Here is a 13914-nt window from a genome sequence, read left to right as displayed (position 1 = left end):
GCAGCATCCACCTCCCGACGAAGGGGTCCGGTCTCGCAGGGGGACCGGGCCCCTTCCCTATGCCGTGCCGCGGCTGGGGCGCCCGCCTCACCCGGGCGCCGGCACGGTTCGTGGGCGGACGGCACACGCTCATGCTTGCTTGGAAACACAAGGCGTGCTTAAATATGGAAGTATGAGGCTGACACCGCAGGAGCAGGCGATCCTCGCCGAGCTGCGCGCCGACCCGCTGCTCGACGCGGCGGCCCTCGCCGACCGGTTGGGCACGACCCGCGCGTCGGTCTCGGTCGCTCTGTCCAACCTCACGCGCAAGGGCGCGATCCTCGGCCGGGGCTACGTCGTGCGCGGCGAGGCGGGAGTGGTCGTCGTCGGCGGTGCGGTCATGGACGTCAAGGCGCGCTCGACCGCCGCGTTGGACCTCGCGACGAGCAACCCCGGGCAGGTGACGACCAATCCGGGCGGCGTGGGCCGCAACATCGCCGAGAACCTCGCCCGCCTCGGCACCCCGACGCACCTCGTCGCCGCCGTCGGGGCCGACACGTTCGGCGACGAGCTGCTCGCCCACGCCCGCACCGCCGGCGTGCGCCTCGAGCACGTCGTGGTGGGCCCACAGCCGACCGGCACCTACCTCGCCGTCCTCGACTCCGACGGCGACCTGTCCGTCGCGGTCTCCGACATGAGCGCCACCGACAGCCTCACCGTCGCCGACGTCGAGCCTGCCCGGGCGCTCGTCCAGCACTCTGACCTGCTCGTCGTCGACGGCAACATCCCGTTCGACGTCGCGACCTGGCTCTGCTCCGTCGCCGCCGCGAGCGACGTGCCCGTCGTCGTCGAGCCGGTCTCGGTGGTCAAGGCGGCTCGGCTCCGCGGGCTGTTCAGCCCCGACCGCCCCGTCCTCGCGGTGACCCCCAACATCGCCGAGCTCGCCGCGCTCGTCGACCACGAGGTCGCCGACACGGTCCCGGCGATCACCCGAGCGGCCGCCGAGCTCCACGACCGCGGCGTGCGTCACGTCTGGGTCCGCCGGGGAGCCCGCGGCAGCCTCCTCTCGTCGGCACCCGCCCCGGCCGACGGGTCCACCGGCCGCCCGGCCGTGAGCACCGACCCGAAGGTGAGCAGCGCCGTCGTCGACGTCACCGGCGCCGGCGACTCGATGACCGCCGGGTTCGTCCACGCCCTTCTGCGCGACGACGACCCCGTCGCCGCCGCGGCCTTCGGCCAGGCCACCGCCGCCCTCACGACCGAGTCCGTCCACACCGTCCGACCCGACCTCACCAGCGCGCTCGTCACCGGGCGCCTCACGTCACAAGGAACCCGATGAGCACCAGCACCACCACGCCCCACCCCGCCCTCGCCCTCGCCCCCGAGGTCGCCGAGGCGCTCGCCGCCGGACGCCCCGTCGTCGCGCTCGAGTCGACGATCATCAGCCACGGCATGCCCTACCCGCGCAACGTCGAAATGGCGCGCGAGGTCGAGCAGATCGTCCGTGACGGCGGTGCCACGCCGGCCACCATCGCGGTCCTCGACGGCGTCGCGCGCATCGGCCTGTCCGCGGACGAGCTCGAGCTCCTCGCGACCGACGAGCACGTCGCCAAGGTGAGCATCCGCGACCTGCCCCACGTCATGGCGACCAAGGGCCACGGGGCCACGACGGTCGCGAGCACGATGCGGCTGGCCGCGCTAGCCGGCATACGCGTCTTCGTCACGGGAGGTCTCGGCGGGGTGCACCGCGGCGCGGAGGACTCGATGGACGTCTCCGCCGACCTCACCGAGCTCAGCCTCACCGACGTCGCCGTCGTCTCGGCCGGCGTGAAGTCGATCCTCGACATCGGCCGCACCCTCGAGGTGCTCGAGACCCTCGGTGTCCCGGTCGTCACCGTGGGGTCCGACGAGTTCCCGTCGTTCTACTCGCGCTCGTCGGGCTTCTCCTCGCCGATGCGCAGCGACAGCGTCGACGAGCTCGCCGAGATGATGCGGGTCAAGTGGGATCTCGGGCTGCGCGGCGGCATCGCGGTCACGAACCCCGTGCCCGCCGAGGACGAGATGACGCCGGACGAGATCTCCGCGCTTATCGACCGCGCGGTCGCCGAGTGCGACGAGCGCGGCATCACCGGCAAGGACATCACGCCCTTCCTCCTCGGCCGCATCGTCGAGCTCTCCGACGGCCGCAGCCTCGACACCAACATCGCGCTCGTGCGCCACAACGCCCGCCTCGGCGCCGCCCTCGCCGTCGCCTTCGCCGCCACGGCCTGACGCCCCAACCGCCCGAAAGGGTTCGCGAACCCGGTCGTCGCTCCCGGACCGGTTCGAACCGGCTCGCGAGTCACCCAGCGGTTCGCGAACCTGTCTGCGGCGTATGCCGTCCACCACCCGGGTGGCGCCGCCTGTGGAGAACTCTCGAGCCGGCCCATCGACCTCGGGCACGCTCGTGCGATGAAGGCACTGCACCCACAGCTGGCCCGCATCGCGCGGGAGCACGACGGCGTCGTCACGCGGTTGCACGCATCCGCCTGCCACGTTGCCCCCCAGGTGCTCCGGGCCGCGGTCCGGAGCGGCACGCTGCACCGGGTGCGTCCGGGAGTGTTCGCCACCCGCGAGTGCTGGGGCGGCGCCAACCGCCACGAGCGCTTCTCAATCACGGTCAAGGGGCTGCTCCTGGCCCATCCCAACTGGGTCGCCTCGCACCATGCCGCGCTCGCCCTCCACGCTCTGCCCCTCCACGGCGTGGACCTCGGTGTCGTCGACGTCGTTGCTCCGGTCAGGGCGAGCAAGGTCCGTTCCGGGCTGCACGTCCACGTCGCCCCGCCGGGCCAGCTCGAGGGTGCCCACGCGCGCCCACCACGAGCCGTGTCTCCCGCCCAGGCCTGCGTGCAGACCGCGGCGTCGAGCGGGGTGGACGCCGGGGTGGTCGCGATGGATGCTGCCCTCCACCGACGGCTCGTCACCGTCGACGCGCTCCGTGCCGCGCTCGACCAACCCAGCCTGCGCTATGGCATCGGCTCCGCCCGCGCGGCCATCGCGGCGACCGACTCGAGGTGCGAGTCGCCCGGTGAGACCCTCACCCGCCTGATCCTCGTCGCCGCCGGGCTCGACGTGCGATCGCAGGTGGACATCGCCGATGGCGAAGGCTTCATCGGTCGGGTCGACTTCCTCGTGGGCGACCGCGTCGTCGTCGAGTTCGACGGGGCGGTCAAATACGACGGGCTCGACGGACGCCGGGAGCTCATGCGAGAGAAGGCTCGCGAGGAGCGGCTGCGCGACGCCGGCTACCGCGTCGTCCGGCTCACCTGGGCCGACCTCGCCCACCCGGAGCGCCTCGTGCGCAGGGTGATGGGCCAGCTCGCGGCGTGAGGTGATGGGCCGGCATACGCAAGCCGGTTCGCGAACCGCGACGTCGCTCGCGAACCTGTCTGAACCGGCTCGCGAGCGACGACAGGGTTCGCGAACCGCGCCGGCCCACCAGCGTTGGCCACGGAGTGAGTCGGTCGGTCGGCCCGCCGACGCCACGGGCTAGGCTCGGGGCCGAGACCTGACCCCCGTCCCCGCACCACCCCAGGAGCAGCAGTGGCCAGCATCGACGCCGTCGGAGCACGCGAGATCCTCGACTCGCGAGGCAACCCCACCGTCGAGGTCGAGGTCGCCCTCGACGACGGCACCATCACCCGCGCGGCCGTGCCCAGCGGCGCCTCCACGGGCGCGTTCGAGGCCGTCGAGCGCCGTGACGGCGACAAGAACCGCTACCTCGGCAAGGGTGTCGAGAAGGCCGTCGACGCCGTCATCGACGAGCTCGGCCCCAAGCTCCTCGGATTCGAGGCCCATGACCAGCGCCTCATCGACGCCGAGATGCTCGCCATCGACGGGTCCAAGAACAAGGAGAAGCTCGGCGCCAACGCCATCCTCGGCGTCAGCCTCGCCGTCGCGAAGGCCGCCGCCGAGTCGGCCGGCCTCCCGCTCTTCCGCTACCTCGGCGGCCCGAACGCGCGGGTCCTGCCCGTGCCGATGCTCAACATCCTCAACGGCGGCTCCCACGCCGACTCCAACGTCGACATCCAGGAGTTCATGATCGCGCCGATCGGCGCCGAGACCTTCCGCGAGGCCCTGCGCTGGGGCGCCGAGGTCTACCACGCGCTCAAGGCAGTGCTCAAGGAGAAGGGCCTGTCGACCGGGCTCGGCGACGAGGGTGGCTTCGCGCCCAACCTCGAGAGCAACCGCGCCGCGCTCGACCTCATCCTCGAGGCCATCGAGAAGGCCGGCTACACCCCGGGCGAGCAGATCGCCCTCGCGCTCGACGTCGCGGCCAGCGAGTTCTACGACGACGCCGACGGTGGCAGCTACTCCTTCGAGGGCGGCAGCAAGTCCGCGGCCGAGATGGTCGACTACTACGCCGAGCTCGTCGACGCCTACCCGCTCGTCTCCATCGAGGACCCGCTCAACGAGGACGACTGGGACGGCTGGAAGGCCATGACCGACCGCCTCGGCGCCAAGGTCCAGCTCGTCGGCGACGACCTCTTCGTCACCAACCCCGAGCGCCTCGCCCGCGGCATCGAGACCGGCACCGCCAACGCGCTTCTCGTCAAGGTCAACCAGATCGGCTCGCTCACCGAGACCCTCGACGCCGTCGAGATGGCACAGCGCGCGGGCTTCCGCTGCATGATGAGCCACCGCTCGGGTGAGACCGAGGACACGACGATCGCCGACCTCGCCGTCGCCACCAACTGCGGCCAGATCAAGACCGGCGCGCCGGCCCGCTCCGAGCGCGTCGCCAAGTACAACCAGCTGCTCCGCATCGAGGAGGAGCTCGACGACGCCGCGGAGTATGCCGGCGCCGCCGCGTTCCCGCGCTTCACGGCCGCCGCCGCCAAGGCCTGAGGCAGGAGCGGCGCATGGCACGCGGGAGCGGTCGCGGACCCGGCTCGTCACCTCGACGGCCGGCGTCCTCGCGACCCGCCGCGCGTGCCCGCGCCGCCCGCTCGGGTGAGAGCGGGCGCAAGGTCGCCGAGGCCGCGGCGGCGAGCTGGCGTGGTCGGCTCACCGCCGCGCGGGGCAACCGGCGCACGCTGCGCAGGATTGCGCTCGGTGCCGTCCTGCTCTTCCTCGTCGTCCTCGTCGCACCCACCCTGCGCGCCTATCTCCAGCAGAGGTCCGACATCGACGCGATGCGCGACAAGGTCTCCCAGCAGCAGGAGACCGTCGAGGAGCTCCAGGCGGAGCAGGCTCGCTGGGAGGATCCGGCCTACGTCGAGCAGCAGGCACGCACCCGCCTCAAGTTCGTCAAGGTCGGCGAGAAGTCCTACACGGTCATCGACCCCGAGGTCCGTGACACGACGGGGTCGATCGCGCACAGCTCCGACTCCTCGGAGCCGTGGTACGACACGGTCTGGGCGTCGATGCAGGCCGCCGACGTCCCGTCCAACCGCCGATGAGCGCCGCCCCCGACCCGTCCTCGGTCGCCCAGGAGGACCTCGACGCCGTCGAGCGCCAGCTCGGCCGCGTCCCGCGCGGCGTCGTCGAGGTCTCGCACCGCTGCCCGTGCGGTGAACCCGACGTGCTGCGCACGCTGCCGCGACTGCCGGACGGCACGCCCTTCCCGACGTCCTTCTATGCCACCTGCCCCCGCCTCACCGGCGCGATCAGCACCCTCGAGTCGCAGGGCGTCATGCGCGAGATGACCGAGCGGCTGGCCGAGGACGACGACCTCGCCCGGCGCTACGCCGCGGCCCACGACGACTACCTCGCCCGCCGCGGCGAGCTGGGTCAGGTCGACGAGATCGACGGCATCAGCGCCGGCGGCATGCCCGACCGCGTCAAGTGCCTCCACGTCCTCGTCGCCCACTCGCTCTCCGTCGGCGAGGGCGTCAACCCGCTCGGCGACGAGGCCCTCGCGATGCTCCCCGACTGGTGGGCGGCCCACCCGTGCACCGAGCTCGCCGGGGACCCCGAGCAGTGACCCGGGTCGGCGCCGTCGACTGCGGCACGAACTCGATCCGTCTCCTGGTCGCCGACATCGACGACTTGGGTGCCCTCACCGACGTCGTGCGACGCACCGAGGTCGTCCGGCTCGGCTACGGCGTGGACCGCACCGGTGTCATCGACCTCGTCGCCATGGATCGCACGCTGCGGCAGACGAGCGAGTATGCCGTCCAGTGCCGCGAGCACTCCGTCGAACGTGTGCGCTTCGTCGCCACCTCGGCCTCACGGGATGCGCGCAACGCCGCGGAGTTCGTCGCCGGGGTCGAGCAGGCTTTCGCCGCAGCGGGATTCGACGTATCGCCCGAGGTCGTCAGCGGTGACGAGGAGGCCGACCTGTCGTTCACGGGAGCGACCGGAGACCTCGTCGCCGCCGGTGTCGCCGGGCCCTACCTCGTCGTCGACCTCGGCGGCGGCTCGACCGAGCTCGTCCGCGGCACCGACCACGTCGAGGCGGCCCGCTCGGTCGACGTCGGCTGTGTCCGCATCTTCGAACGCCACCTCCGCAGCGACCCGCCCACCGACGCCGAGGTCGCCGCCGCGACCCGCGACGTCGCCGCCGCCCTCGACCGGGCCGAGGAGGTCGTCGACCTCGCGGGCATCGCGACCGTCGTCGGCCTGGCCGGCAGCATCACGACGATCACGGCCCACGCACTGGGGCTCACGGCATACGAGCCGGAGCGGATCCACCTCGCCGCCCTGACGCCGGCAGCGCACCGCGAGGCGTCGCAGAGCCTGCTCCGGATGCCGACGGCGGAGCGCGCCGCGCTCGGCTTCATGCACCCCGGTCGTGTCGACGTCATCGGAGCCGGCGCCCTCGTCTGGCACGAGGTGCTCGGTCGCGTCCTCGAGAGGTCGCCGCACGTGCAGGTCGTCACCTCCGAGCACGACATCCTCGACGGGATCGCGCTCAGCTGCTCCCGCTGAGGTCGACCTCGGGTGCGGTGTCGGCGGTGTAGGACGCGAACCCGTTCCACAGCACCGCCATGACGACCTCGACGGCCATCTCGAGGGTGATCTCCGGGTGGCGCAGCCGCCACGCAGCGACCCGCTCGTTGGTCGCGATCATGATCTCGGCCATCGCCTCGCGGTAGGGCAACGGGTAGGCCGCGATCTGCGGGATGTCGCCGAACCGCTCGGCGATGTCGCGAGCCTGCGCCTGGCGGATCTGCTCGATGTCCTGGCCGGCGACGACGGCGACCGCCGACTCCTGCATGTAGACCTTGAAGCTGCCGCGACGGCGCTCGAAGAACTCCATGAAGGACCTCACGCCCGCGCGGAAGTAGTCCTCGACGGGGGAGTGCGGCGGGATCGCGTCGAGCGCCTCCTTGGTCGACGACAGCAGGTCCTCGCGGGCCCGGGCGACGACCTTCACGAGGAGGTTCTCCTTCGACCCGAAGTGGTCGTAGATGACCGGCTTGGTGATGCCCGCCTTCGCGGCGACGAGCTCCATCGTCGTGTCCTGGTAGCCGTGGTCGGCGAAGACCGCCTCGGCGACGTCGAGGAGCTGGCGCTCGCGCTCCTCGCGCTTCATGCGCGGAGCGCGAGGGGTCCCCTTGGCCGGGCCGCGGCGGCGAGCCGGGGGAGTCGTCGGGCTGTCCGTGGAGGTCATGCGGCAAGGCGTCCGTTTCTGGGTGCTACGGGGGGTCCTTCGAGCCTACCGGGCGTCACTCCGGAGGCTGCCATGGTCGCCGGAAGGCGGGCTGTCACCGCATACAGTGATCCCGCCCCCGTGGCCCAACTGGCAGAGGCAGGCGACTTAAAATCGCTTCCGGTGCGGGTTCGATTCCCGTCGGGGGCACCCAGCCCGAACGTCCCTTTGGCGGCGGCCCAGTGTCGGAGATCCGGGGTGTGGGTCGTGGGTGAGGCCCCGGATCCCCGACACTCGGCCCGGCGTGCCTCTCCCGCTGATCGCGATCGTTGTCCACAGGTGACCGTGCCGCGGGAACCTCCTGGGCCCGTTCACGGTTGAATGGTCAGACGACGCCGCGGAACGCCGTGGCGCCAGACCCATGGAGGACACGATGGCCAGCAACCCGGCCTTCAACCGACTCGAGAAGGACGCCCGGTCCGGCTACGCCGGGTTCGGGGGCCGCGGGGCCAACCCCGGCAACGTCTCCTACGCGCAGCAGGGCGCCACCGACACCTGGGGCTCGCAGCAGCAGCTCCAGGACCTGTACAACCAGCCGTCCGCCGGCCCGGTCGACACCGGCCGCGTGACGATGGACGACGTCATCATGAAGACGATGGGGCTCTTCGCCCTCGTCCTCGGCTTCGGCGCCGCTGCCTGGTACGTCGCGGCCCAGAACCAGGATCTCGGGCTGCTCCTGACGATGGCCTGGGCGCCGATGTTCGCCCTCGGTCTCGTCATCGCCTTCAAGAAGACGCTGAGCGTGCCGCTCATCGTCGCGTATGCCGTGGTCGAGGGTGTCTTCGTCGGGGCGATCTCGCAGTTCTTCGAGGCGCGTTGGCAGGGTGTCGTCCCCACGGCCGCGCTGGCCACGGTCGCCACCTTCACGGGCATGTTCCTGGCGTACAAGAGCGGGCTCATCAAGGTCACCGACAAGTTCCGCCGGATCGTCACGATGATGGTCATCGGCTACGCGATCTTCGCTCTCATCAACTACCTGGTCCTGCCTCTCCTCGTCTCCAGCTCCAGCTCCGAGATCGGGTTCGTCGGCGGCACGCCGGGCATCCTCATCTCGCTCTTCGCCGTCGGCCTCGCCTCGGTGACTCTCGCGCTCGACTTCGACATGATCGACCGCGCCATCGCGACCGGCGCCCCGCAGAAGTACAGCTGGCTCCTCGCGCACGGCCTCATCGTCACCGTCGTGTGGCTCTACATCGAGTTCCTGCGCCTCTTCGCCCGCATGCGTGAGTGACCTCTGACGACGATGCACCGTCTTCCCGATGACGTGAGCCGGGAGCTCGAGCGCGTGGTCCGCAGGTGGCGTGAGCTGCCCGCGGACCACGCGCTCGCCGCATCCCCGGCCGTCCGCGAGGTCGTCCAGGACCTCGCCGACGCGACCGCCGGCCGGCCGGTGCCCGAGCTCGGGCCCGCCGTGCTCATCGACCAGCTGAGGGTCCTCGTGTGGGACGCCGCCTCAGCGGGGGTCCCCGAGCTCGCCGACCGGCTTGCCGACCTCCGCCGCACCCTCCCCTGAGGCTGCAGCCGCGGCACCGTCCGACGGGTCCGGCTGCGGGTTCCGCGCCGACGGCACGGCGTCGTGGCGCCGTCGCAGGAGCACGGCCCAGCGACCCCGCGGGCCCCGGGCCTGGCCACCGACCTCGGTCGGGGAGACCTCGGTGCCGGCGTCCTTGACGGCCTGGCCGGCAGCCACCGCCACGGGCCCGACGCCCTCGCCGCGACGCGCCTCGGGTGCACGGTCCGCGGTGTCGTGACCCCACACCCCGAGCGCCGCGCAGACCGACGGCAACAGAGCCGCAGCCGCCCTGGCGTAGCCGGCGGCCGACGGGTGGAACCGATCCTCGCTGAACATCTCGCGCGGTGAGGCGGCGAACTCCTTGCCGAGCAGGTCACCGAGCGACACGGTGCGACCGCCGGCCTCCACGACCGCGATCGTCTGTGCGGCGGCGAGGTCGCGGCTCCACCGTCGGGCGAGCAGGCGCAGCGGCTGCGCGAGCGGCTCGATGGTCCCCAGGTCGGGGCAGGTGCCGACGACGACCTCGCTTCCGAGGGCCCGGATCCGGCGCACGGTGAGCTCGAGGTGGCGCACCGCCGTCGCCCGGTCGATCCGGTGGGTGACGTCGTTGGCGCCGATCATGATGACGACGACGTCGGGGGTCACCGACTCGAGGCCCTGCGCCAGCTGGCGCTCGAGGTCGCTCGACTCGGCGCCGACGACCGCGCAGTTCGTGAGGTGCACGCGCCGGCCCATGAGGGCGCTCACGCCGTTGGCGACGATCCCGCCGACGGTCTCGTGCGGGTGCTTGGCCCCCATGCCCGCCGCGCTCGAGTCGCCGAGCACGAGGATCTCGATCGGCTCCCCCGGGCCGGCGCCGTAGGTGCCGTCGTCGTCGGGGGAGGAGTCGAACGGCGTGCCGACGATGCGGCGGGCGAGCAGCGCCTCGCCCTTGATGACGGCGTAGCCCACCGCCCCGAGGGCGGCGCTGGCCGCAGCGAGGCCACCACCCCCGTATGCCGCGGTGGATGCGATCTTGCGTGCTCGCCGTGCGCGTCCCATGACCGTCCGCTCGCCCTCCTTCGACTGTCCGTCAACGCTAACCGACGGGTGCGACGCACGCGGAAGGTCCCGGCATACCGAGGCCTGTTCGTCACCGTCGGGCATCGCGGCGCAAGGATGGGAGGATGGGGGCATGAAGTATGCCGAGCACATCGTCGACCTCGTGGGCAACACCCCGCTCGTGAAGCTGAACTCCGTCACCGACGGCATCGCCGCGACGGTCCTGGCGAAGGTCGAGTACATGAACCCCGGCGGCTCCGTGAAGGACCGCATCGCCCTCAAGATGGTCGAGGCCGCGGAGGCCTCCGGCGAGCTCAAGCCCGGCGGCACGATCGTCGAGCCGACGAGCGGCAACACCGGCGTCGGCCTCGCGCTCGTGGCTCAGCGCAAGGGCTACAAGTGCATCTTCGTGTGCCCCGACAAGGTGAGCGAGGACAAGCGCAACGTCCTCAAGGCCTACGGCGCCGAGGTCGTCGTGTGCCCGACCGCCGTCGCTCCCGACCACCCGGACTCCTACTACGAGACCTCCGACCGACTTGTCCGCGAGACGCCCGGCGCGTGGAAGCCCAACCAGTACGCCAACCAGAACGGCCCGGCGTCGCACTACGAGACCACCGGTCCCGAGATCTGGCGCGACACCGAGGGCCTGCTCACCCACTTCGTCGCGGGCGTCGGCACCGGCGGCACGATCACCGGCACCGGCCGCTACCTGCGCGAGCAGAGCGAGGGACGTGAGGGCGGACGCGTCGAGATCATCGGCGCCGACCCCGAGGGCTCGGTCTACTCCGGCGGCACCGGTCGCCCCTACCTCGTCGAGGGCGTCGGCGAGGACTTCTGGCCGACCGCCTACGACCCGAAGGTCGTCGACCGCATCGTCGCCGTCTCCGACGCCGACTCCTTCGCCATGACCCGTCGCCTTGCCCGCGAGGAGGGGCTGCTCGTCGGCGGCTCGTGCGGCATGGCGGTCGTCGCCGCGCTCGAGGTCGCCAAGGACCTGCCAGCCGAGGCGACCGTGGTCGTCCTGCTGCCGGACTCCGGCCGTGGCTACATGTCGAAGATCTTCAGCGACGACTGGATGAGCTCCTACGGCTTCATGGACTCCGACGCCGACGCCACTGTCGGCAAGGTCCTGCGCGCGAAGACCGGCGACCTGCCGGATCTCGTGCACACCCACCCCAACGAGACGATCCGCGACGCCATCGAGATCCTTCGCGAGTACGGCGTCTCGCAGATGCCGGTCGTCAAGGCGGAGCCGCCCGTCATGACCGGCGAGGTCGCGGGCTCGGTGAGCGAGCGCGAGCTGCTCGAGCTGCTCTTCGTCGGCAAGGCGACCCTGCACGACTCGGTCGAGAAGCACATGGGCAAGGGTCTCCCGCTCGTCGGTGCCGGTGAGCCCGTCGCCACCGCCCGGCACGAGCTCGAGACGGCTGATGCCCTCCTCGTCATCGACGACGGCAAGCCGGTCGGCGTCCTGACCCGGGCCGACCTCCTGGGTCACCTCGTCGACTGACTTTCACCACCGAGCCACGTCGCAAGGCGGGGTTGCCGGGAGCTCGAGCACCCGGCATACCCCGCCTTTCGCACATCGAGAGCAACGCCACAGACGGGAGCGGTAGGCGCCCGGCGAGCCGTTCCCTACCCTCGAGTAGTGAACGCCTTCCCGCACCTCCTCGAGCCCCTCGACCTCGGTCACCTCACCCTCCCGAACCGGGTCGTCATGGGGTCGATGCACACCGGGCTCGAGGACAGGGCGCGCGACTTCCCCAAGCTCGCGGCCTTCTTCGCCGAGCGGGCGCGAGGGGGAGCGGCGCTCATCGTCACCGGCGGGTTCGCGCCCAACATCGAGGGCACCCTGATGCCGCTCGCGTCCAAGCTCACGACGCGCCGCGAGGCCCGACGCCACCGTGTCATCACCGACGCCGTCCATGCCGAGGGCGGCCGGGTCGCGCTCCAGCTGCTCCACGCCGGCCGGTACGCCTACACCCCGTGGTGCGTCGCGCCGTCGGCGATCAAGAGCCCCATCTCGAAGTTCCGCCCGCGTGCGCTGTCGGCGCGCGGGGTCGAGCGGACCATCGCCGCGTTCGTGCGCTCGGCCCGGCTCGCCCGCAAGGCCGGCTACGACGGCGTCGAGGTCATGGGGTCCGAGGGCTACCTCATCAACCAGTTCCTCGCGCCCCGCACCAACCACCGCACCGACGCGTGGGGCGGCACGCCCGAGAAGCGCCGCCGGTTCGCGGTCGAGGTCGTGCGGCGCATCCGCGAGGAGGTCGGCCCCGACTTCCTCGTCATCTACCGCATCTCCGCGGTCGACCTCGTGCCCGACGGCCAGACGTGGGACGAGGTGGCGGCGCTCGCCCGCGAGGTCGAGGCGGCGGGTGCCTCGGTGCTCAACCTCGGCATCGGCTGGCACGAGGCCCGCGTCCCGACGATCGTCACCTCCGTGCCCCGCGCCGCCTTCGCCTCGTATGCCGGTCGCCTCAAGGCCGAGACCTCGCTGCCGGTCATCGCGACGAACCGGATCAACATGCCCGAGGTGGCCGAGGGCATCCTCGGGGCGGGCGACGCCGACCTCGTGTCGCTGGCCCGGCCGTTCCTCGCCGACCCGGAGTGGGTGCGCAAGACCGCCGAGTCGCGGGTCGACGAGATCAACACGTGCATCGCGTGCAACCAGGCCTGTCTCGACCACACGTTCAGGAAGCAGCGCGCGACCTGCCTGCTCAACCCGCGCGCGGTCTACGAGACCGAGCTGGTCCTCGGGCCGACCCGCTCGGCGAGGAAGGTCGCCGTCGTCGGCGCCGGCCCGGCTGGGCTGGCGTGTGCCACGGCGCTGGCCGAGCGCGGGCACTCGGTCGACCTCTTCGAAGCGCGGGACGACATCGGCGGCCAGTTCGCCATCGCCCAGCGCATCCCGGGCAAGGAGGAGTTCTCGGAGTCGATCCGCTACTTCCGGCGCCGGCTCGAGCTGACCGGCGTCCGGCTCCACCTGGGCCAGGCCGTGACGGCCGGCGAGCTGCGCGAGGGTGGGTTCGACGACGTCGTCGTCGCGACCGGAGTGGAGCCGCGGGTGCCCGCGATCCCGGGCGTCGACCACCCGTCGGTGATGACGTACGCCGAGCTGGTGAGGGGCGAGCGCGAGCCCGGAGCCCGGGTCGCCGTCATCGGCGCCGGTGGCATCGGCGTGGACGTCTCCGAGTTCCTCACGGCGCAGCCGTCGGCGACGCTCGACCTCGACCTGTGGCGCGCCGAATGGGGCGTCGGCGACCCGGCCGAGTCGCGAGGCGGGCTGACGAAGCCGCGCGTCGAGACGGCGAAGCACGAGGTCGTCCTGCTCCAGCGCAAGGCGTCCGGCATCGGCAAGGGGCTGGGCAAGACGACCGGGTGGGTGCACCGTGCATCGCTCAAGGCCAAGGGCGTCGAGCAGGTCACCGGTGTGTCCTACGACCTCATCGACGACGACGGACTGCACGTGTCGTTCGCGCCCGAGGGTGGGGGCGACGGGCCGCGCACGACGCGGGTCATCCCCGTCGACAGCGTCGTGCTCTGCGCCGGGCAGGAGTCCGTCCGCACGCTTGCCGACGAGCTCGCCGGGTCCGGGCTGCCGGTCCACGTCATCGGCGGGGCCGACGTCGCCGCCGAGCTCGACGCCAAGCGCGCGATCCGCCAGGGCACCGAGCTGGCCGCCCGCCTCTGACGCTGGGACCGGCTCGGCGTCCGAGTGCTGGCGGTCTCGGAACGTCTTGGGTTG

General features: G+C 72.0%; 13 protein-coding genes and 1 tRNA gene. 12 read left to right on the top strand and 2 right to left on the bottom strand.

Going from position 1 to position 13914, the window contains the following annotated elements; genetic code table 11:
* The first annotated feature begins 172 nt into the window (after positions 1 to 172).
* The 7 genes from N798_RS11465 to N798_RS11435 all read left to right on the top strand — a co-directional run bounded on the left by N798_RS11465 (position 173) and on the right by N798_RS11435 (position 6891).
* Entirely contained in the window at positions 173 to 1318 is a 1146-nt protein-coding gene (locus N798_RS11465) for a PfkB family carbohydrate kinase (protein WP_035948650.1), read from the top strand.
* Positions 1315 to 2250: a pseudouridine-5'-phosphate glycosidase gene (locus N798_RS11460; protein ID WP_035948649.1), complete on the top strand. Its 936-nt coding sequence runs from the start codon at positions 1315 to 1317 to the stop codon at positions 2248 to 2250. Before N798_RS11465 ends, N798_RS11460 begins: the two co-directional genes overlap by 4 nt.
* Before the next feature lie 180 nt (positions 2251 to 2430).
* Positions 2431 to 3348, top strand: a complete 918-nt coding sequence (locus N798_RS11455; protein ID WP_052117239.1) for a type IV toxin-antitoxin system AbiEi family antitoxin domain-containing protein — start codon at positions 2431 to 2433, stop codon at positions 3346 to 3348.
* Between the two features lie 213 nt (positions 3349 to 3561).
* Complete coding sequence (gene eno / locus N798_RS11450) at positions 3562 to 4866, top strand: phosphopyruvate hydratase (RefSeq protein WP_035948648.1); 1305 nt, start codon at positions 3562 to 3564, stop codon at positions 4864 to 4866.
* A gap of 14 nt (positions 4867 to 4880) precedes the next feature.
* Complete coding sequence (locus tag N798_RS17420) at positions 4881 to 5420, top strand: FtsB family cell division protein (protein WP_052117237.1); 540 nt, start codon at positions 4881 to 4883, stop codon at positions 5418 to 5420.
* Positions 5417 to 5944, top strand: coding sequence for a DUF501 domain-containing protein (locus N798_RS11440; RefSeq protein WP_035948647.1), 528 nt, complete (start codon positions 5417 to 5419; stop codon positions 5942 to 5944). The genes N798_RS17420 and N798_RS11440 overlap by 4 nt, the downstream gene beginning before the upstream one ends.
* Complete coding sequence (locus tag N798_RS11435) at positions 5941 to 6891, top strand: Ppx/GppA phosphatase family protein (protein ID WP_035948646.1); 951 nt, start codon at positions 5941 to 5943, stop codon at positions 6889 to 6891. Before N798_RS11440 ends, N798_RS11435 begins: the two co-directional genes overlap by 4 nt.
* On the opposite strand, the gene N798_RS11430 is transcribed toward N798_RS11435, so the two are convergent.
* On the bottom strand, positions 6875 to 7576 hold the full coding sequence (locus N798_RS11430; protein ID WP_084100573.1) for a TetR/AcrR family transcriptional regulator: 702 nt from the start codon (positions 7574 to 7576) through the stop codon (positions 6875 to 6877). The two genes, N798_RS11435 and N798_RS11430, sit on opposite strands and share 17 nt — an antisense overlap.
* Positions 7577 to 7690: 114 nt before the next feature.
* Here N798_RS11430 and N798_RS11425 point away from each other — a divergent pair.
* The 3 genes from N798_RS11425 (at position 7691) to N798_RS11415 (ending at position 9128) form a co-directional block, all read left to right on the top strand.
* A tRNA-Leu gene (locus tag N798_RS11425) sits at positions 7691 to 7765 on the top strand.
* A gap of 223 nt (positions 7766 to 7988) precedes the next feature.
* A complete protein-coding gene (locus tag N798_RS11420; protein ID WP_035948738.1) occupies positions 7989 to 8846 on the top strand; it encodes a Bax inhibitor-1/YccA family protein in 858 nt (285 codons plus the stop codon).
* A gap of 12 nt (positions 8847 to 8858) precedes the next feature.
* On the top strand, positions 8859 to 9128 hold the full coding sequence (locus tag N798_RS11415) for a hypothetical protein (RefSeq protein WP_035948645.1): 270 nt from the start codon (positions 8859 to 8861) through the stop codon (positions 9126 to 9128).
* Here the strand turns inward: N798_RS11415 and N798_RS11410 are convergent.
* On the bottom strand, positions 9069 to 10169 hold the full coding sequence (locus N798_RS11410) for an SGNH/GDSL hydrolase family protein (protein WP_035948644.1): 1101 nt from the start codon (positions 10167 to 10169) through the stop codon (positions 9069 to 9071). The two genes, N798_RS11415 and N798_RS11410, sit on opposite strands and share 60 nt — an antisense overlap.
* A 133-nt stretch (positions 10170 to 10302) precedes the next feature.
* Between N798_RS11410 and N798_RS11405 the strand changes: the two genes are divergently transcribed.
* Both N798_RS11405 and N798_RS11400 read left to right on the top strand, forming a co-directional pair.
* Entirely contained in the window at positions 10303 to 11679 is a 1377-nt protein-coding gene (locus tag N798_RS11405; RefSeq protein ID WP_035948642.1) for a cystathionine beta-synthase, read from the top strand.
* Positions 11680 to 11817: 138 nt separating this feature from the next.
* Complete coding sequence (locus tag N798_RS11400) at positions 11818 to 13860, top strand: NADPH-dependent 2,4-dienoyl-CoA reductase (protein WP_035948640.1); 2043 nt, start codon at positions 11818 to 11820, stop codon at positions 13858 to 13860.
* Positions 13861 to 13914 lie beyond the last annotated feature (54 nt).

This window comes from Knoellia flava TL1 (genome assembly GCF_000768675.1).
Classification (GTDB): Bacteria; Actinomycetota; Actinomycetes; order Actinomycetales; family Dermatophilaceae; genus Knoellia; species Knoellia flava.
Note: the sequence above shows the minus strand (reverse complement) of the source record. Positions and strands in the feature narration are given on the sequence as shown.